This window comes from Arthrobacter sp. SD1074B (genome assembly GCF_056780195.1).
The window spans coordinates 20,615-38,348 of record NZ_JBRAZT010000003.1 but is presented as its reverse complement, the minus strand read 5'-3'; the positions used below and the strand labels follow the sequence as shown (position 1 = coordinate 38,348).

Sequence of the window (17,734 nt, the reverse complement as noted above, 5' to 3'; positions counted from 1 at the left end):
CAGTGAACGCAGACTGGAGTTTCAACGTAGATGACGAGAATGTGCGCTTGAATTTGCCGCCCGTTGAAATGAGGCTTCCGGTGCAGGAAGCTGCGCACAGACTGCGCGAGGCAATGGACGCTTGCAGGCGAGCTGCACTCGATCTCGGTGTCGCCGTCCGCGCCTCAGGCGAAGCTGGCTATGGCACGAACTGGATTGTGGACGCGGCAGGTCTCAGCCGCGCAGATTTGGAAAGAGTCCTTCGCGGTGAAGGGCTCTTCTGACCGTTCACGAACATTGGCAAGGACGAGTAGGAAGCCCTGCTCTAGGCGGACGGTTCGGAAGATGCCGGACCCGCAGGTCGTCCCGTTAGCCGGTCGTTCAGCGGCGCAAGCGCCACCCAAAGTTTCCGGATCGCGGTCGCCGCGTTTCCGCGGCCTTCCGATTCCCGTAGGACCGGCCCGAGATAATGCCCGGTGAGCGGGCCTTATATGGGACAGAATTTGGGGCCGGTTCAGGCTCATTTCGTTATGGGCGTCAATCGTTGGGGTTTGGGCGGGAGAATCGTGTCGGATCCGCGGAATCCTGGGAGCCAGTCTTCGGTCATCCACTGGCGGAGCGGGTCGAAGGATCCCTTAGGGACCCAGCCTTCGGTGACTTCTTCGCTGACTCTGTCCAGGAAGGCGTCAGGCCTTCTTGAATGTGCGATCTGGGCCCAGTGGGGCGATCCCATGGCCGCGGTGAGGTTGACGATGGAGGGGTAGAGCGAGGCCGCCACGATGCCATGGCTGGTGGCTTGCGGTGGCTGGTCGGCTGCTAATTGGTCGTAGGTGTCCGTGGCGGCGGTGAAGTGTTGGAACTGGTCGTACCAGCGCCAGTTGATGATGCTGGCGATGTGGAAGGCCTTGCGCACGCCGGGGCGGCCGTGCCGGGTGATGAGGTTCCTGTGGTGGTGCCAGGCCGCGGTGATCTCAGGGCTGGCGTGGATGGAGAACTGGTCGGTGACGCCGGTGACACCGTCTCCAATCCAGAGGCCATGGTGCAAACAGATGGTCTTTTCGTGGGTGCTATAGATCTCCACGTATCGTCCTGCGTCGCGGGCGAGGGTGCAGCGGTGGCAGGCGATGGTGTGGGTTGTGCGGGTGGGGCGTCCGGCCAGCTTCCGCCGCAGGGTTGGATCCGGAACGTGTATGCCGAGTTGGGGCATGGCCAACACGATCACGGCCGGGTCGCAGCCCGTCCAAACCGCCAGGCTGTCGATCCATGGCCGGCGGCTGCGTTTCAGGAGCGTTCTGAGCTGGCCACGCCGAAGTTTGTTGGCGGTTTCGAGCCTCCGGATGAAGGAGGGAGTGGTCTCGTCCATGAACGGGCGGATAGGGCGGGGCAGCGGCCTGGCGGGGCTCTTGAAGGCAGTCGCGGTTGTCATCGTGGGGATGCGGTGGCGGCGGGTGGGCGTGGTGCGAGGGATTCCGCGGCGTGGTCGATGCTGGTCTCATTGAGCAGTTCGCGGTCGATTTTCTCGGTGCCGGTGAGGATTGCCATGATGGCGGCCTGGCGTATCAGGTGGGAGAGGCTGCTGATGCTACCGCCGGTGCGGTAGTGCAGATGCTGGGCCTGGTCCGTGAGGGTGCCGCGTTCGTGGTGGTGCAGGCGCAGGCCGTTTTCGAGGGTGGCCACGAGGGCGTCCCATTCCTCGGTGGGCGGGAACGGGCCGGTGGTTTTCAGTACGGAGCGGGCGGAGATCTGCCGGCCTCTGAGCCCGGTGAACAGGCCGGAGTTTTCGACGTTGATGCCGGCATAGACGAAGGTGGCGGGCATGTGTTCGGTGAAGTATTTGAGGTGGTCGGACATGTCTTCGCCGGCGCTGGTGGCCAGGTTGAGGTTGTGGATCTCGTCGACGATCACGAGGTCTGTTTTGGCGTTGCTGAGGACCTGGCATACGGCGTCGGCGATGTCGGTGACGTTCTGGCGCGGGCGTTGGGGAAGGCCGAGGAAGTTCGCGAATTCGCTGGCCAGTTTCCGGGGGGAGCCTTTCGGCGGGGTGGTGATGTAGACGACGGGAATACGGTCTTGGTTGGGGTACTTGCGCCGGATGAGGAGTTCGTGGGTTTTGCCGAGGAGTTTGATGGCGGTGGTTTTGCCGGAGGCCCAGGGGCCGGAGATTACGAGTCCGCGGCGGGCGCTGATTTCGCGTTGGTTGAGCATCATCAACAGCCGTCCCTGGTTGGTGATGGAACGGACGGTTGAGGTTTCGACGATCACGAGTTCGGAGTGGTAGCTGATGCGCTGCTCGTCGTAGCGTTCCCGCTCCGTGGCGTTCATCGACACCAACGCCACCGGATCGGGCAGGGCGATCGTTGGTGCGACGGAAGTGACAAAGCTCCGCCAACCCTGCAGGGTGGTGGTCGGCGCGCGGCTGGTGCTGGGGAGCTCTGCTGCTTCTACCACCATTCGTCGGCCTTCTTCTGTGGGTCATAGATCTTCAGCGGGATGATCTTCGCCAGCTTCGGGGCTTCAGCGACTTGTGCCGCCGATGATCCGGCAGCTGTTTCGGGCTGCGGGGCCGGTTTCAGTGGTGGTTGATCGGTGCGCGGGCGTTGGGCAGTCGCTGCGGCGGTGTTGCGGGCGGCTGCTCGTTGGTCCTTCCGTGTTCTCTTCCGTTGCGGCGCTGGCGGCGAGGCTTTGTCGAGCAGCTTGTCGACGGCGGCCTTGATGGTTTCCTCGGAGGGGCTGGTGATGCCGCGTTGGGCGACGATTTGGCGTCCGTAGTTCCAGATGTCGTCCCCGAAGGGTTGGGGAGAGGCGGAGAGTTGGCGCCAGTAGGCGGTGATCCATCCGCCGTCGTGGTGGTTGCGGATCCAGACGCAACCGGCATCGTAGGGGTCGTACCTGACCTCCCACAGGTCCTTGAGGGCTTTCATCCCGGATTTCTGTCCGCGGTAGGGGTTCAGCTCTTCGGTGTCGTAGACGCGGTGGCGGATTTTCACGCCGTAGCTGTTGATGACCCGGGTTTCAGCGGGCATCAGTTCGAGGTAGTCCTCTGCCCCGAGGGGGACCGGGACGTAGCCGCTGACGGCCAGCAGGGCCGCGTACTTTTCGTTAGGTGTCAGCACGCGGGAGGGGGTGAAGGGGTCCCGCAGTCCGTCGTGGGGGCGGTTTTGCCAGCCGGTCACGATCCACTCGTCGAGGAGGTCCTGGATTTCCAGCAGTGAGAAAACGGCCTGGTGTTCGGCGTTCTTGCCTCGACGTTCGACGGAGGAGCCGAGGTAGCCGGTGACGTACTGGGCGAAGAGTGTGCCGATGGACTGCAGGGTCCGCTCGATGACGGGCTTGTCGGTGGGAGTGTCGGGGTGGGCTGGTTGGAGGCTGATTCCCTGGCTGCGGCAGGCGCTTTTGAAGGTGTTGGAGAGGTAGGCCTTGCCGTGGTCGCAGACGATCGTTTCGGGCACGATGACCGGTTTCGCCGCGGCATTGTGGAGTCGTTCGTCGATGGATTTCATCGACCGGTAGGGCAGGGCGGAGGCGGCCATCGACGCTGCGGCCGCCCAGCCTGGGCGCATGAGTTCCGGGGTCAGGCAGCGGGCGAGCAGCAGGGCCGCGTCGACTGCCTTTGTCGTGGGACGGATCACGGCCGCGGGGATGCTTCGGGTGGCGATGTCGACCATCGCGGTCAGTTCGACCCGCCCGATGACGCCGTCGGCGAGTTCGACGGCGATGTCCAGGGGAGTGGAATCAATCTGCATGAGTTCCCCGGGCCTGACCGGATGGACGGCACCAAACGGCCCCTCCGGCTGCTGGGCAAGGGTCCGCCGGGTGCGGGCTGATCCGGTGGCGTGGCGCCCCTCGGCAAGCCTGCCGATGAGGCGGTGGAAGGTGGCCCTCGACGGCAACGGAACAACGTCCGGTCCGTGATCGGCTTCGAGTTGCTTGCGTACTTGGCGCACCAGGCGGTCTGCGGTTCCGGAGGACTGATGGGTGTTGGCTTCCAGCACTGAGAGAATGGCGTCGACCACCCGCTGGTCAGTCCGGCCTGCCAAGGGCGTTTGGCGGATGAGTCGCCGGTCGACCAGCCCCAGGATGCCCTTTTTCTCGTAGGCATGGCGCAGTCTCTGCAGCGAGCCGATGCTCATGGTTTCGCCCAGTTCGTGAAGTTCCGCCAATTTGGCCTGCTCACGTTGGCGCAAGGATGTGAGCTCGACGTCAAAGGTCCTCCTGGCGGTCTGACCCGGCTCGGCGTTGCAGGGGACGCCGTCCAGGACTTCGGTCATGTGGCTTTCCATCCACCGCGCTTTTTCCTGCACGTCGGCAGGCAGCGATTCGAAGAGTGGTGACGGGCCGGTGATCCGCCGCCGCGTTGGCCGAGTTCCCACGATCCTGAAGGTCTTATCGGCAAGGAGTGATCCGACTCTGATCGCGACAGGTGCCTCGCCGGCAACGGCAAGCATGGCGACATCGCCGTCAAGGGCGGTCAGCCGGTAGAAGACCCCTCGGAGCTCAACGTCATCACCGAGGGTCAATACGGCGTGCCCGCCCGTCACGGGGCTTGGCCATTCAGCCAGACCATCGTGTCCTGATGGAGGACCCGGCGTTTCAGGTCAGTGCCGATCCGGTGCGTCCAAAGTAGGTGGAACAGCGGTGCAAGGATCGTGACAGGGTCACCGGTTGCAGCAGTGAGGCTACGTATTGGCATCGGGCCATCGACGGCGAGTCTGTCCAGGAGTTTGACTGCTGTCGATGCCCGAAAACACCTCGGGTGCCGGTAGCCGGAGAGCCACCGCAGATTTGCCAGAAGAACAGCCGGCAACCCGCCGAGGCGCCTGTAGGCCCAGCCGACGGTCGCGCACAAGTCCTCCGTCGCCTGAAAAATGTCTTGATCCGCCGGAGTCACCCTGTTGTCGGGCCGGACATCGATCACGGCGGCCGAACCGTCCGCCAACCGGACGAAGTAGTCCGGTACGTGTGAAATCTGGGGGAGTGAGTCGGGCAAGACGATGCGGAAGGGTTGGGATGAGAACCCGACCACGTCGCGGTCGAAATCCAGACGCATCAGATTGTCGCGTTCGCACCAGGATTCAAAGCCGACGTGCCGATGGTTCGTGGCACACCACCAGAGACCGGCGAAATTGCGCTGTCCCTTGAATGCCGTAAGACGCCGAGTCGGCACTGAGTTCTCAAACGGGATCATCCAGCAATCGGCGAGATGGCCAGTCCTGGGTGCAGAGGAAAACTGCTCCCTGTAGGTCAGGGCGCCTGGAGCGATGTTGCGTCCGGCATAGGCCTCGGACGCCGCCGCAGCGAGTCCCATGCCTCAACTGTAATGAGACAAAAGCGGCCAATGCCTTAAGTGAAGTGAGACACGCCGCGCGAATGCCTTAACTACAATGAGACAAAAACAGGCAATGCCTCATCTGTAGTGAGATTGCCTCAACTTAGATGAGACAGGACAGCCTGACCTGTGGAGACGATTTAGTTATGGAATGGGAGTTTCTCACAGCTACTTCTACTCCCGTGACTTAACTGGCAGCGGGACGTGTTGATGTGGGACGAGTTGGCTTCCCGGAAGCCGTTCGTTGGGCGGACCCTATAGCGTGATGCTGTGACTGTTTTGCTTGGTGGGGAAGCCAACCCCATGGGATCCGTCGTGCATTTTCTTGAAGCTCCACTTTCCCGCGTCCTGAGTAGTCTTTCTGATGACTGGGAGTTGAGGGCAACCGGCATCGCTCTGACTGAGGCACTGCCACTGATGCTTCCCTTCGAGGCGCCGTGGACCCGCCTGCTGGCCGCCGAGTGCGGTGGTTGGACGGCTCTGATCAACAACTTCCTTCATGGTGGTGATTCGACCGCACCCTCTCCAGCTTTGTCGCGCCGGTTGGGAGTTCGTTGTGTCGTAGCAAGCTGCGTTCCGACATATGGACCTGGGCATAGTCAAACTCAGTTGGAACTTTTCGGTCCGACCGGTCAGCCACCACTTTTGTATGTCCGGTCAATTTCTGCCACTGCGACGGATGGCAGGTGGACATGGTTCTCGTCGGGCGATCCCCTTGAGTTCGAACAAGCGGATCGATACTCGGCTCGCCGAATTCGGGATCGATTCGATCGACCCCTACTTCTTGAGTACTTGACGGCCCTCGGTATTCCAGCTGACCGAGACGCGTCCTACGGGACCGCGACGCTCGCCCAACAACAAGTTGATTTCCGCAGGAGGGAGATGTCGCTTCGAGAGGCTCGGAGTGAGTTCTCCAAGCGCTGATGTAATCCAACGAACGCAGTAGCGGTGTGTCTCATACGGGGCGGCGCATGGCGATGTATTGGGCATAGTTGGCGGATGAGTCGATGGCGTGGCGATCGATTGTGCCCGGGGAGTAGCCGAGGGCTTCGGCGATGATGGCCACGGGGGCGAGTTTGGTGAGTTCGTGGAGGGTTCCGAGCCTGGCCGCGCGACTGCTGAAGGCCGTGCTCAGCCGTTGAGTGAGGGTTGAGGCCTGTAGGTGCTGGCCGGGTGAGCCGCCGCGGAATACCCAGTTGCTGTTGCGGTGCGCTGCTGTCTGGTGATGGGTTGGCTTGGCTGCGAGTTCGCGCCAGGGCTCATCGAGCGGTGACGCAAGTGCGATTTTGACGGTTCCGAGGGTGATGGTGACGAGTTCCTCTGTCACGGTGACGTTGTCCCAGGTCAGTTTGACGATGTCCGAGACTTGCTGGCCGAAGACCAGGATGAGAATGGCTGCTGCGCGGTCTCTCGGGTTCATGTCGGCCGTGCGGCTGAGATTGGTGACGAGTTCAGTCTGAGCGGCGGCGTCGAGCCGCGGGCTGGTGCCACGACGGTGGGGCTGCAGTTTCAGGGAGGGATCGATGAGGCTTGTCCTGATTGCCCAGTCGAGGAATCGTGACGCGATGCCTCGCGTCGTGGGGCCTTCTGCCTGCCATCGGTCCAGGTGTGCCTGGTTCACTTCGGCGAGTTCGATGCCTTGTTCGCTGAGCCAGTTCTGCAGGTCGATGGCGACGGTGACTGCTTGTTTGGCCCGCAGGAACGTTCCTCGGGTGACTTCGTCCATCTGATTCATGCGGCGCTGGTGGTGCCAGCGGATGTATCGGCGGGTGATGTCGCGGTGGCTTGGGCTGGTGATCCGGTCGAGGGCCTGCTCGGCCCAGTCGCTAAACCTTGCACTGAGTTCATCTCGTCGCGGCAGTGCGTTGTGTTCGACCATGAGTCCGCGGACGTATTCGCGGGTGCGTGATGCCGGGAGTTGGTCGAGGCGGGCGTGGGTAATCGCAGGCTCGGTGGCGAGTTGTTGGAGGAACTCGGTGACGTGTGGTTGCTGGATCCAGGTGAGTCCGCTGTTGGCGCGTTTCATGGACTTCAGAGCGGTTCCAACTGCCCGGAGTTCGGGGGAGGGCGGCCGGTTGTCCGGCGTGCTGAGGATCCGGTCAACGGTCAGGGCAAGGATGCATGACCAGCATCGGTTGCCTGAGTGTAGTTCGTCTTCTTTGCCGCATGAGATGCAGTCGACGTTGAGGTGGACGCCGGAGCATTTCCGGCAGGCCGGCAGGGTGTCGACGCGGCCGGGCAAGACTCCCTCGTGGCCGCAGGCGCAGCTGCCGCGAGTTCTTTTGGCCTGTTGGTAGCAGTAGCCGCAGATTCCGCCGTCGGGCCACCGAACTGCGATTTGATGGTGTTCGGCGCAGCGGGCGCAGGCTTCAGGCCATTTTGCGGGGTCGCCAGCTTTACGGGGCCTAGTCATCTTCGTCCGGTGGCAGAACCCGGATCCGGCGGGCAATTGGCGCACCGGGAGTGATGCCCAGGTCTTCTGGCCGCTTTGGGGCGTTCGCGGTCTTGGCAGCGCGCATCTGCACGAAGGGCTCGAACAGGTCGTTGGGCGTGCACTCGAGGATGTCGCAGAGGGCTGCGAAGGTCTGGGCGGGAATGCGCTCGGGTGTTCCAGTGACGAGCCGGTGGACCTGGGCGTTGGAGAGGTTGATGCCCCGGGCCTTGAGCAGGGGGAGCAGCTCGGTGGTTTTCCAGAGGTTTCGTTGGGCCATGAGCTGCCGGAGGTTCCAGCGGTAGCCGATCCGTCGCTGTTCAGCCATGGCTGTTCCCCTCGCCGTCGCCCTTGCGTAGCCGCTGGGCGATCATTTTTTGGATGGTCTTCTGTTTGAAGTCCGCCGACACGGAAGTATAGAGGGCCGTGGTGGAGGAGTAGCTGTGTCCGACCTGCTGCTGGATAAACAGCGGGTCGTAACCGGCTTCAATCAGGTGCGTCACGTAGGAGTGCCTCAGCGTGTGCAGGGTCAGTTCTTCCGGGAGCCCTGCGATTTTCCGCACCCGCTGGAACGAACGATCGAAGTTGCGGTAAACAGTTGAGCCTGAGCGCTCTGATGGCCAGAGGCTGGCTGACCGGTCAGCGGTGGGGAATCGTTTGCGGCCGTCAGGGGAGAGCCAGTACTCGAGGAGCCCCACCACCCAGTCGAATTCCGGGACGGTGAGCACGGTCCGGCGGCGGGGCCCTGAGCCCTTGGTTCCCTTGGCCCAGCGGACCTGGAGCGCCCCGAAGCGTCCGAACTGTTCAACGTGCGGGTTCGGGCCGAAATCGACGTACTCGAGCATCACCAGTTCACGCCGGCGCAGCCCGTAGGCGTAAGCGACCTTGAACGCCGTCGAGTCCCTCAGCGCCGGCAGCCAACGTTTTGAACCCTTGGCGAACTCGGCGTCGACCAGGTCGTCGGCGGCGTCGAAGAAGGTCTGCAGTTCGGTCCGAGTGAAGGCCCGACGCCGCGCCGGCACGGCATCATCGGTCGTATGCCGGGGCGAGTTCCACTCGAAGACCACCTGCACCGGAATGTCCGAAAAGACCCGTTCGCAGAACGACGCCCAGCCGTAACGCCCGTCCGTCAGGTAGGAGCAAAACGCCCTGATAGCCCCGGAATTAGCCCTCAACGTCGACAGCGCCAGACCCTTCTCTGAGCTGCGCCGGTCCGCCAGGAACTCGTCCACATGATGGGCCGTCCACGTCCACGGATACTCATTGGCGTGCTCCTGGAACCGCTGGACTGTCCCGCACGAGCTTTTGATGTACGACGTCGACAGGCCACGCGCCAGCATCTGCGCACGCCAACCAGCCAACATCGCCTCGAAAACACGATCCTCGGCACGCAGCAGCCCGACATTCACGTTGGTCAGAAAGGCCGGAATCCGCCCAGGTTCGATGCTCACTGATCAAACTGTACGCAAAAATCTCTCATTTAATGAGAGATTACGTTGTTGTGCCGCAGCAGCGCGCGGATCGACCCTTTCATGCCGATCGACGTCGAGGCATCGCCACATCAGCCTGACCTGCAAAAACGGCTAAAAGCACAGAGAGACCAGTTTTCTCATCTACTTCTACTGGTCCCACTTAAACGCCGATAATCGACGTTACGTCAACCTGAACCGTGATTATTGCATCTGATGCAATATCGTCGGCACCAGGCACTCTGCCGTCGCAACGGACCCTTCCGACAAGCAGCTCTTGGTCCTGACCTGCATCAATGCTCCGACGCTGGGTGGCACGAGGCATCCTGCGGGAGACATCCGGGCGGCCATCCGGGCACCTATTTCCGTCGAACATGAGCCTTTTACCCGCGGATTTGCAACGATCCTGCATTAATTGCATGATTCATGCATCCAATGCAATGTCAGGGAGGATTGTTGTGGCGGTTGATTCTGCCGGCCGGGTGCTGGAGTTCGGCGCTGTGCGGTTCCTGCATCCCGAGGATCAGGTGTTCGCCCAGATGCTCACCGGATGGCGGAACCAGCAGCTGAGCCGGAACCTCGCCCTGGGTACCATCGAGTCCCGGGAACGGCTGGTCATGCGGTTCCAGGAATCCACCAACGAATACCCCTGGCAGTGGACACCGGCCCACGTCGATGAGTTCTTCGGAGACCTGCGCAGCGAGAAGCACGCCGCCCAGTCCACGATCCGGTCCTATCAGGCAGCCCTGCGCGCTTTCTGCTCCTACGTGGCTTCCCCTGACTACGGCTGGGACAGGATCTGCGAACAGTATTTCGGGGCGCATCCCTCGCAGGTCTGCTTCGACTGGAACACCGCCGTCCACGCCCAGGCCACTGAATCGTCCCCGGGCCGGCGCCCGTTCACCCGCCGCGAGCTGCAGGCCTTCTTTGACCGCGCCGACGATGAAGTCGACCGGATCGCGTCGCTGGGACGCAAAGGCTGGTTGCCGGCCTATCGTGACGCGGTCCTTTTCAAGGTGGCCTATTGCTGGGGGCTGCGCCGCAACGAGGTCCGGCACCTGCAGACCGTCGATTTTTCTCGGAACCCGCACGCCCGGGAGTTCGGCAAGTACGGGGTCCTGCAGGTCCGGTACGGGAAGGCCATGAAGGGTTCTCCCCCGAAGCGCCGGAGTGTCCTGACGGTGTTTGACTGGTCGGGCGAAATCGTCGCCGACTGGCTGGAACGCGGCCACGGACACATGACGGACGGCCTGGATCTCTTTCCGTCCGAACGCGGCACGCTCGTGTCCGAAACTGCGTTGAACCGTCGGTTCAACCGCTACCGCGAGGATCTGGGCCTCTCCCCCGGCCTGGACATCCACTCGCTGCGCCGTTCCTACATCACGCATCTGATCGAGGCCGGCATGGATCCCCTGTTCGTCCAGCACCAGGCCGGCCACGAGCACGCCTCGACCACCGCCCTCTACACCTCGGTCTCCAGCGACTACAGGGTCAAAACGCTGCGCCGGGCCCTGGACTCCACCGTCCGGGACGCGCTGGCCGGAATGGGAGACTGAACCTCATGAAACGACAGATCGACTACCGCTGGCGGCTTCCGGAACTGATGGCGGCCCGGGGACTGCACAACAGCACCGACCTCAGCCCCCTCCTGAAGGAACGCGGGATCGAACTGTCGGCCTCACAGGTCTACCGCCTGGTCACCCAGCGCCCGGAACGCGTCTCGCTGATGATGGTCGCCGCCCTCTGCGACATCTTCGGCTGCGGACCCGAGGACCTGATCACCGTCACGGCCGCGGACGCGAAAGTCCGCAAGGCCGCCTCCGACGCGAACGTCGTGGAGCTGAACAAGACCATCCGTCCCAAACGCGCCCGCGTGATCCGCGATGACGGCTGAGATCACCCCGCGGCCCATCAGGCGGGGCCGGCCCCGCACGACAGGGAACTTCACCTGCGACAGATGCTCACGGACAGCCGGCAGGCACCGCGCCAGCTGGCCTGAAGGCAGGGTCTGCGGGACCTGCTTCACTGTCGCCATGCGTACGCACGGGCCCTGCCCCGGCTGCCGAACAGAGCGCATGCTTCCCGGGCGGTCTGCTGCCCACGGCGATCAACCGGTCTGTGTCGATTGCGCAGGTATCACCCAGGACTACCACTGCTCACGCTGCGGCACGGAAACCGAGCACTACCGCCAGAACACGTGCGCCCGCTGTTCACTTCGGGACGACCTCACCGTCCTGTTGCGCGTCGACGATGCCCGGGGATCGGAAGCGACGGCGACGATACTGCTTGGCGCGCTCTGCGGAGCCCAGCGCCCCGAAAGCATCCTCACGTGGCTCCGTAAAACCGGTGTCCACGACCTGCTCCAACGGCTTGCCACCGGCGAGATCCCGCTCAGCCACGAGGCACTGGATCAGGAGCCGAAAAGCCTGCGGGTGGAACACATGCGCAGCCTGCTCACCCACCACAAGCTACTCCCGGACCGGGACCACTACCTCGCTCTCTTTCAACGGTGGCTCTCCAGCAAGCTGGGGGACGTTGACGACGCCGACATCCGACGGCCCGTCGAGTCTTTCGCCCGGTGGCACCACCTGCGACGCATCAGGAGCCTGTCTACATACGGGAAACCCACCCGCGGCCCCGTCCACAGCGCGAAGCAGGAAATCACCGAAACCATCAAGTTCCTCACCTGGCTCAAACTCACCCACGGACGGACCGTCGACTCCTGCGTCCAGGCCGACGTCGACACCTGGCTGGCCGACGGCCCCACCACCAGACACGCCATCAGAACCTTCTTCGTCTGGGCGGTCAAGAACCGGACCTGCACCAACATCACCATCGGATTCCGGCAGGCCAAGACCGTGCCGGTATTGGGTCAGGACCGGCGGCTCGCCATGCTCAAAGCCTGCCTCACCGACGACGTCGACACTCTGCCCTACCGGGTCGCGGCAACGTTCCTCCTGCTCTACGCCCAGCCAGTGGTGAAGATCGCCGCGATGAGAAGCGACGACGTGATCCTCACGCCCGACGGCCTGCGCCTGTCCCTGGGCAAAGGCGACCCTGCACCAGTCCCGGAGCCCTTCGCATCGCTGCTCAATCAACACCTGGCCTCACGCCCGAACATGCGCACCGGCAGCAGTTCGGGCAGCGAATGGCTGTTCCCGGGCTACCGGCCAGGGCAACACATCCACCCCAACACCCTCATGGAGCGGCTCAGAGAGCTCGGCATCAACCTCCTCGGCGCACGCAACGCATCCCTCCGCGCGCTCGTCACCGAAGTTCCCGCCCCGCTCGTTGCCGAAATGCTCGGCTACAGCTATCAGGTCACCCAAAGGCATGCCGCAGCAGCCGCCGAACCATGGTCAAGGTATCCAGCGAAAGCCCATTAGCCGGCGGACTCATGGCCGGACGGGAGCTCACCGGCATAGTGTTTCACGGCTCCCTCATACACGGGAAGGGTCTTTGCGAGAGCGCTCAGAGCGACCCGGAGGGCGTCTCCCGGCCGGCCCGCATCAAACAGGGCAAGTGCCAGAAAGGCCTGGGGCGCGTCCCCCACGATGTCACTGGCACGCATCTGTTCCAGTATTCCAATCGCTTCGCCGGCCTCCCCGACGTTTCGAAGAGAGCTGGCCAGCTGGACGAGAGCCTGGGGTCGCCGGGGGTCGTCGAGCCCGAGGTCCAGTGCCCGTCGATACAGCGGGATGGCAGCCGACTCACGTCCAAGGTAATCCTGCACCGAAGCCCACTCATAGACCGCCGCAGCATCGTCGGCCGGCCGCTCACCGACCAGAGCCCCCATCGCCGTCAGCATCGCAGCATCGTCGGCGTCATCGGCATCGGCCCAAAAGCTCTTAACCCGCGCCTCCCAGTCATTAGCCATGCACCAAAGTCTGCCAGAGACCCGAAAAGCGTAGAAGCCGGCCGCGCTCCGGAAGCCACGTGCCTGTACTGACGCGTCCGCCTCTCTGCAGACTCCCGTTTGGAAGCCGCCGAATAGTTCCAGATCGAATACGGACGGTTACCAGTAAAAGAGGTTGATAACCCGGCAGGCCCCTCCCACCGGCGAAAGGTTGTTATTTCACCGCGGAGTTCACGAGGGCTTCGACGGTTTTCGTCGGCGGTGCGTAGCCGCCGGAGCGTTCCTGGAGGAAGTCACTGGCGGCAGCCCTTAGCTGGTACTGCTTGCGGGCAGCCTTCCATGCCGCGGTGTCTCGGAGTTCGGCGGTCAAAGCGTCCATGTCGCCCAGGAGCCGGCTGTACGTGGCCTGGGCGTTGGTTCGGACGAGCTTGCCGGCTGCATCCAAGGCCTGGTGGGAGGCCGTCTTCTCGCCCGGGGCCGATTGAAGGAGGGGTTCGAGGAACGCCTGCCCGATAGCCCGCCGTGTATGCGTGGTGCCGGCCCGGTAGTCGGGGTCTGCTTCCAGCTTTCCGGCCAGTTCGGCGACGCGCGCCCAATGGGCTCCGGTCGCGTCCGACTCCTCATCGTCGAGTTCCTCGAACCAAGCGGCCCGGGCTGATTCCAGCTCATCGGACCACTCCGAGGAGGCTGTGAAGATGTACCGGGTGCCGCCGGCGATCCATTCCAGGAAGATGCAGTCAATCTCCCCGGCCCGTTCCTGCCAGCGGCGGCGGAGATCCTCCGGCGGCGTCCCAGCGTGAGTGGTCTCCCCCAGGAAGCCGGGCCGCTCTGTGAGCCGGCGAGGGTCGAGGGTTGAGATGGTGAGAATCAGGAACGGCGCGGAGACGTGCACAGCAACGTCCAGGACGTCTTCCAGTCCCGTGTCGGGGTGGCTGAAGAACACGTCGGGATCCCCGGGGATCGCGGCCGCGAGGATCTTCAAGCCGCGCGCCGCGGCCCCGTCTTTGATGTCCTGGGCCAGCGCTTCCATTTTCTCCATGACCAGCACCCTACCGGGGGGCATGCGCGGCGGCTCTCCCCCGCTCCTCAGCTGGTCTCCACACGGTCCTCGGGCAGGCCAACGATTCTCACGCTCGAGAGCCTTGTCAGGGTGCTGTTTGGTCGCCTCAGGACAACCTGGAGTGAATCCGAACAGGCGCTCCTCAGGTGGTTGGGCTTTCGGTGTCGGGTTCCGCCCATTCCAGCGCTGCGACAAGGTGCCCTTCGTCCGGAAGTGCCTGCTGCTCCGCGGGCGGAAGCTTGTCATAGGTGTAGGCGGCGACGGCCATAGGCGAGGTGGAACGCCCCAGGCTGTACCGGACGCTGCGGTCATTTTTGCTGCCACAGATCAGGATCCCGATGGTCTCGTTGTGGTGATCCCGGCGGAGGACATCGTCGACGAGGGCGACGTAGAAGTTGAGTTTTCCGGCATATTCCGGCTGGAACTTGCCGGTCTTGAGCTCGATGACGACGTAGCGGGATTGTTCGATGTGGAAGAAGAGCAGGTCGACGTAGAAGTCGTCGCCGTCGACGTCGAAGTGGACTTGGCGGCCGACGAAGGCGAACCCGGGGCCGAGCTCGCGGAGGGTTTCGGTGATTCTGCTGGTCAGAGCGTTTTCGAGGTCCCGTTCGGCCACTTCACCGGACAAGCCGAGGAATTCGAAGTTGTAGGGGTCTTTAGCGACCTGCTGCGCCAACTCGGAATGTGGCGCAACAAGCTGTTGCGCAAAGTTCGATGGTGCGGCTCCGGTGCGTTCGAGGGTCTTGTTCATGATCATGTTCATGAGCACGTTCCGAGACCAGCCGTGCTCGACGGCAGTCGCGGCATACCAGAGGCGGTGGTCGTGGGTTTCCAGCTTGTCCAAGAGCACAGTTATGTGGCCCCACGGCAATTGTCCAACAGGCTGTTGGACAATTGGGTCGGTCCAGGCAGCGGCGAATCCGCGCATGTAAAACAGGTTGGACCGGGAGAGGCCTTTCATGTCCGGGAACTCAGACCGGAGGTCATCTGCCAGCCGGCCAATGACACCACTCCCCCAGCTCTCGGATTCCTGCCGCTCCAGGATGGTGCGGCCGATGGACCAGTACAGCTCGATCAGCTGGGTGTTGACGGTCCGAAGGGCTGTACTGCGAGCTGAACTGACCCGGGTCTTGAGATCACTGAGTAGATCGGTGTAACCGGTGGGAAGGACAAGATCGCGCGGCGGAGTCATGGGTTCCATCCTAAAGAGCTTCCTGGTCTGGTCTGCGTGGCGTGCCGCCGATGGTCACTAGCCGAAAATTCCAGCCTCGGGTTCGATGTGCGGGAGCGCTGCGAGCCCGGGGGTGCGTGGAGATTTGTGGCCGTCGTAGGCGCATTTTTTGAACGGGCCTTCTTTGTCCAAGAGGACGCGCATGTGGGGGTCTGCGTGGTTGAGCCACCAGGTACTGACCCCGAGCGCTGGTTCGAGGCGAAGGTGTTCCCATGCCCGCCACATCGCTTCCATCCTGATCAGGGCCTCGGGGTGTTTGTACCATTCGGGGCACCATGCGAATGCGGCGCCTTCGTTGACTTCCCGCACGTAGGACTGGGCCAGGAGGTCGGCGAAGAATTCGACAGCGTTGGAGTAAACCAGCTCCGGTTCGGGTTCCGTCTGCTCGTACCTGCCTCCGCCTCGTGCGGGCGGGGGTTTTTCTTCGTCGCCAAAGGCATCCCCGAACTCGCCACTCACGCGCGGTCACCGTCCGTCCAAGGATTGTGCGCGGCAACGGCCTCAGGGGCACGCTCAGTTGTTTCCTTGGCTGCGAGGGAGTCTTTGACCTTCTGAGCGTGGGGTCCGTTCATCCAGGGGATGGTTTCGATCATGGTCGCAGGCGCCCCGGAGGCGAGCAGGATGGCACGGAACCTCGGCAGCGCCGTCAGGTCCGCCACGGACAGAATCTCGTCCTTGTTTTCCTGCCGTGAGGACGATGAGCCGGCCCTGCTGTGGCTGCGGGAGACATTGATGTAGCTGTACTGGCCGATCAAGCGGGAGAGTTCATCGAGGTAGCCGACCTCGGAGACGCCGCCGCCGTAGATCTTCACGTTCGACGCGGACCAAAGCTTCCGCATCCCTTCCAAGGACCAGACCTCCACACCCTGGGACCAGGACTGCAGGATGGTCATCAGGATGATCCCGCGGGAGCCGTAGTGGCTGTACTGGTCCGGCAACGCCTTCCAGCGGCAGACGTTCGCAGCCTCATCGAGGATCCCCAGCAGCGGGGTGGCGAGCCGGCCGCCCGGCTGGGAGGTTGCGTACTTTTCGGCCGCTTCCACGACGGCGACGGTCAGCGCGGTCACGAGCGGGCCGGCGGTGCCGACGCCTTCACGGGAGAGGCTGTAGAGCGTGCCCTTGCCGCGCACGAAGTCTTCGGGGACGAACTGCGGCCGCGGGTCCGTGTCGACCGTTGTGTCCCGTGCCGGGGTGACCCATCGGCTGACCTCGCGGTCGGTCAGGCAGGAAACCATTTGCCGCGCAGTGCCGTAGACGCCGGCCCGCTGCTTTTCCGGTTCACGGATGTGGCCCGTCACCATGTCCGCGAGCAGGTCATAGCCGGCGGCCCGCAGCAGTTCTGCGGGCCTCTCGTCATGCGGGCGGGTCAGCCAGGTGTAAACCTGCGTGACCGGAGCTGAGGCCAGGGAGGCGGCGAGCAGGAAGGCCTTGAGGAGGTTCTGCCCTGCCGGGTCGAAGTAGGCATCCGGTTTGGTACCGGGTTCCCGGGAGCCGTTGGCGAAATGCTGTGCCATGTTCCCGGCGGTCGCCTCGTTCTTGACGTAGGAGAGCGGGTTCCACCACCAGGTCGGTTCCTCTTCCGCGACGGACTGCGGGTCAAAGACCCACACGGCGCCTGCCTCTGCCCGAACCGGGCGAGTTACGTCCACGATGTCGCGCTTGTTCGAGGTCGCGATCACGGCACCGGGCGCGTCGAGGATAGCCGGGACGGCGTAGGAGGTGGTCTTCATCGTGCGCGGGCCAGCGATGAGGATCAGCATGTCTTCCCAGGATGCCCACAGTGGGCGCTTTCCGGCGACACTGCGGCCAAGCCGCACCCCTGTGGAGTTCTCAACGCCGAGGCGCACAGCGGTGGCTGTGGCGCCCTTGGTGGTGAGGTGATCGAGGGCTTTGCCGCGGCCCATGTGGACGGCGGCCTTGTCCACGCGGGTTCGCTTGTGAGCTGTCCGGGAGCGGAACACCAGCACCGTGATTGCCAGGGCAACCAGTGTTCCCAGGAGCACGCACGCGACGATGGTGGACTGAACCGGCCAGGGCACCCGGCCTTTGACCAATCCGGCCACCAGATCAATCGGGTGGGCCGGAGGCGCGGCGAGGCCGGCCATCCAGGATCCGAGCTGAGCCGAGACCCAGGCCCCGCCCCCAAAGATGGCAGCTGCGCCGATGGCCAGCCAGATACCGAGGCCGTCGCCGATCCCGGTGCCTTTACGGTTCGGAGCGCTCATGCTGCACCTTCTTCCTGGACCGGAGCAGTGGCTTCCAGCAGCGATTCGGCCGGTATCTCTATTCGCTTAGGTTCCTTTGAGGGTTCTGCGGCGGTAATTGGCGTTTGAGCAGGTGACGTCGGCTCGGAGCCCCTGCGGGCCCGAACCGACGAACCAT

At 63.5% G+C, this 17,734-nt stretch carries 16 protein-coding genes; 4 read left to right on the top strand and 12 right to left on the bottom strand.

Translation table 11 applies throughout. The features are described 5' to 3' along the window. Window positions 1-2 precede the first annotated feature (2 nt). Entirely contained in the window at window positions 3-263 is a 261-nt protein-coding gene (locus tag ACUYM2_RS18545; protein ID WP_476975950.1) for a hypothetical protein, read from the top strand. A 236-nt stretch (window positions 264-499) separates the two neighbouring features. Here the strand turns inward: ACUYM2_RS18545 and ACUYM2_RS18540 are convergent, their stop codons facing one another. The 7 genes from ACUYM2_RS18540 to ACUYM2_RS18510 all read right to left on the bottom strand — a co-directional run bounded on the left by ACUYM2_RS18540 (window position 500) and on the right by ACUYM2_RS18510 (window position 9,187). After that, window positions 500-1,405 (bottom strand): hypothetical protein, encoded by a 906-nt coding sequence (locus ACUYM2_RS18540; RefSeq protein WP_481599823.1) that lies wholly within the window; start codon window positions 1,403-1,405, stop codon window positions 500-502. Beyond that, a complete protein-coding gene (locus ACUYM2_RS18535; protein ID WP_476975952.1) occupies window positions 1,402-2,430 on the bottom strand; it encodes an AAA family ATPase in 1,029 nt (342 codons plus the stop codon). The genes ACUYM2_RS18540 and ACUYM2_RS18535 overlap by 4 nt, the downstream gene beginning before the upstream one ends. After that, entirely contained in the window at window positions 2,421-4,517 is a 2,097-nt protein-coding gene (locus tag ACUYM2_RS18530) for a transposase (RefSeq protein WP_476975953.1), read from the bottom strand. Before ACUYM2_RS18530 ends, ACUYM2_RS18535 begins: the two co-directional genes overlap by 10 nt. Then, entirely contained in the window at window positions 4,514-5,284 is a 771-nt protein-coding gene (locus ACUYM2_RS18525) for a TnsA-like heteromeric transposase endonuclease subunit (protein WP_476975954.1), read from the bottom strand. Before ACUYM2_RS18525 ends, ACUYM2_RS18530 begins: the two co-directional genes overlap by 4 nt. Window positions 5,285-6,260: 976 nt before the next feature. Then, window positions 6,261-7,331, bottom strand: coding sequence for a tyrosine-type recombinase/integrase (locus ACUYM2_RS18520; RefSeq protein WP_476975973.1), 1,071 nt, complete (start codon window positions 7,329-7,331; stop codon window positions 6,261-6,263). A 379-nt stretch (window positions 7,332-7,710) separates the two neighbouring features. Further along, complete coding sequence (locus ACUYM2_RS18515) at window positions 7,711-8,064, bottom strand: helix-turn-helix domain-containing protein (RefSeq protein WP_201433288.1); 354 nt, start codon at window positions 8,062-8,064, stop codon at window positions 7,711-7,713. Continuing rightward, complete coding sequence (locus ACUYM2_RS18510; protein WP_476975974.1) at window positions 8,057-9,187, bottom strand: tyrosine-type recombinase/integrase; 1,131 nt, start codon at window positions 9,185-9,187, stop codon at window positions 8,057-8,059. Before ACUYM2_RS18510 ends, ACUYM2_RS18515 begins: the two co-directional genes overlap by 8 nt. Window positions 9,188-9,663: 476 nt before the next feature. On the opposite strand from ACUYM2_RS18510, the gene ACUYM2_RS18505 reads away from it, so the two are divergent. The 3 genes from ACUYM2_RS18505 to ACUYM2_RS18495 all read left to right on the top strand — a co-directional run bounded on the left by ACUYM2_RS18505 (window position 9,664) and on the right by ACUYM2_RS18495 (window position 12,591). Then, window positions 9,664-10,761, top strand: a complete 1,098-nt coding sequence (locus ACUYM2_RS18505) for a tyrosine-type recombinase/integrase (RefSeq protein ID WP_481599819.1) — start codon at window positions 9,664-9,666, stop codon at window positions 10,759-10,761. Window positions 10,762-10,766: 5 nt separating this feature from the next. Then, entirely contained in the window at window positions 10,767-11,099 is a 333-nt protein-coding gene (locus ACUYM2_RS18500) for a helix-turn-helix domain-containing protein (protein WP_481599820.1), read from the top strand. Between the two features lie 181 nt (window positions 11,100-11,280). After that, window positions 11,281-12,591, top strand: coding sequence for a hypothetical protein (locus tag ACUYM2_RS18495; RefSeq protein ID WP_481599821.1), 1,311 nt, complete (start codon window positions 11,281-11,283; stop codon window positions 12,589-12,591). On the opposite strand, the gene ACUYM2_RS18490 is transcribed toward ACUYM2_RS18495, so the two are convergent. The 5 genes from ACUYM2_RS18490 to ACUYM2_RS18470 form a co-directional block, all read right to left on the bottom strand. Continuing rightward, window positions 12,588-13,082, bottom strand: a complete 495-nt coding sequence (locus tag ACUYM2_RS18490) for a tetratricopeptide repeat protein (RefSeq protein ID WP_481599822.1) — start codon at window positions 13,080-13,082, stop codon at window positions 12,588-12,590. The two genes, ACUYM2_RS18495 and ACUYM2_RS18490, sit on opposite strands and share 4 nt — an antisense overlap. 193 nt (window positions 13,083-13,275) lie before the next feature. Beyond that, the gene (locus tag ACUYM2_RS18485; protein ID WP_481601553.1) at window positions 13,276-14,100 is read right to left on the bottom strand and encodes a hypothetical protein; all 825 of its coding nucleotides are present in this window, start codon (window positions 14,098-14,100) and stop codon (window positions 13,276-13,278) included. 163 nt (window positions 14,101-14,263) lie between these two features. Next, on the bottom strand, window positions 14,264-15,313 hold the full coding sequence (locus ACUYM2_RS18480; RefSeq protein WP_481601552.1) for a PDDEXK nuclease domain-containing protein: 1,050 nt from the start codon (window positions 15,311-15,313) through the stop codon (window positions 14,264-14,266). A gap of 57 nt (window positions 15,314-15,370) precedes the next feature. After that, window positions 15,371-15,811: a DUF4913 domain-containing protein gene (locus ACUYM2_RS18475; RefSeq protein WP_481601551.1), complete on the bottom strand. Its 441-nt coding sequence runs from the start codon at window positions 15,809-15,811 to the stop codon at window positions 15,371-15,373. After that, window positions 15,808-17,577: a type IV secretory system conjugative DNA transfer family protein gene (locus ACUYM2_RS18470; protein ID WP_481601550.1), complete on the bottom strand. Its 1,770-nt coding sequence runs from the start codon at window positions 17,575-17,577 to the stop codon at window positions 15,808-15,810. The genes ACUYM2_RS18475 and ACUYM2_RS18470 overlap by 4 nt, the downstream gene beginning before the upstream one ends. Between the last annotated feature and the right edge of the window lie 157 nt (window positions 17,578-17,734).

What these genes read in the sequence shown, in the direction of transcription:
- ACUYM2_RS18540 (WP_481599823.1), bottom strand. Translation starts at nt 1,405, where the DNA reads ATGACAACCGCGACTGCCTTCAAGAGCCCCGCCAGGCCGCTGCCCCGC.
- ACUYM2_RS18535 (WP_476975952.1), bottom strand. Translation starts at nt 2,430, where the DNA reads ATGGTGGTAGAAGCAGCAGAGCTCCCCAGCACCAGCCGCGCGCCGACC.
- ACUYM2_RS18525 (WP_476975954.1), bottom strand. Translation starts at nt 5,284, where the DNA reads ATGGGACTCGCTGCGGCGGCGTCCGAGGCCTATGCCGGACGCAACATC.
- ACUYM2_RS18520 (WP_476975973.1), bottom strand. Translation starts at nt 7,331, where the DNA reads ATGAAACGCGCCAACAGCGGACTCACCTGGATCCAGCAACCACACGTC.
- ACUYM2_RS18515 (WP_201433288.1), bottom strand. Translation starts at nt 8,064, where the DNA reads ATGGCTGAACAGCGACGGATCGGCTACCGCTGGAACCTCCGGCAGCTC.
- ACUYM2_RS18500 (WP_481599820.1), top strand. Translation starts at nt 10,767, where the DNA reads ATGAAACGACAGATCGACTACCGCTGGCGGCTTCCGGAACTGATGGCG.
- ACUYM2_RS18495 (WP_481599821.1), top strand. Translation starts at nt 11,281, where the DNA reads ATGCTTCCCGGGCGGTCTGCTGCCCACGGCGATCAACCGGTCTGTGTC.
- ACUYM2_RS18490 (WP_481599822.1), bottom strand. Translation starts at nt 13,082, where the DNA reads ATGGCTAATGACTGGGAGGCGCGGGTTAAGAGCTTTTGGGCCGATGCC.
- ACUYM2_RS18485 (WP_481601553.1), bottom strand. Translation starts at nt 14,100, where the DNA reads ATGGAGAAAATGGAAGCGCTGGCCCAGGACATCAAAGACGGGGCCGCG.
- ACUYM2_RS18480 (WP_481601552.1), bottom strand. Translation starts at nt 15,313, where the DNA reads ATGACTCCGCCGCGCGATCTTGTCCTTCCCACCGGTTACACCGATCTA.
- ACUYM2_RS18470 (WP_481601550.1), bottom strand. Translation starts at nt 17,577, where the DNA reads ATGAGCGCTCCGAACCGTAAAGGCACCGGGATCGGCGACGGCCTCGGT.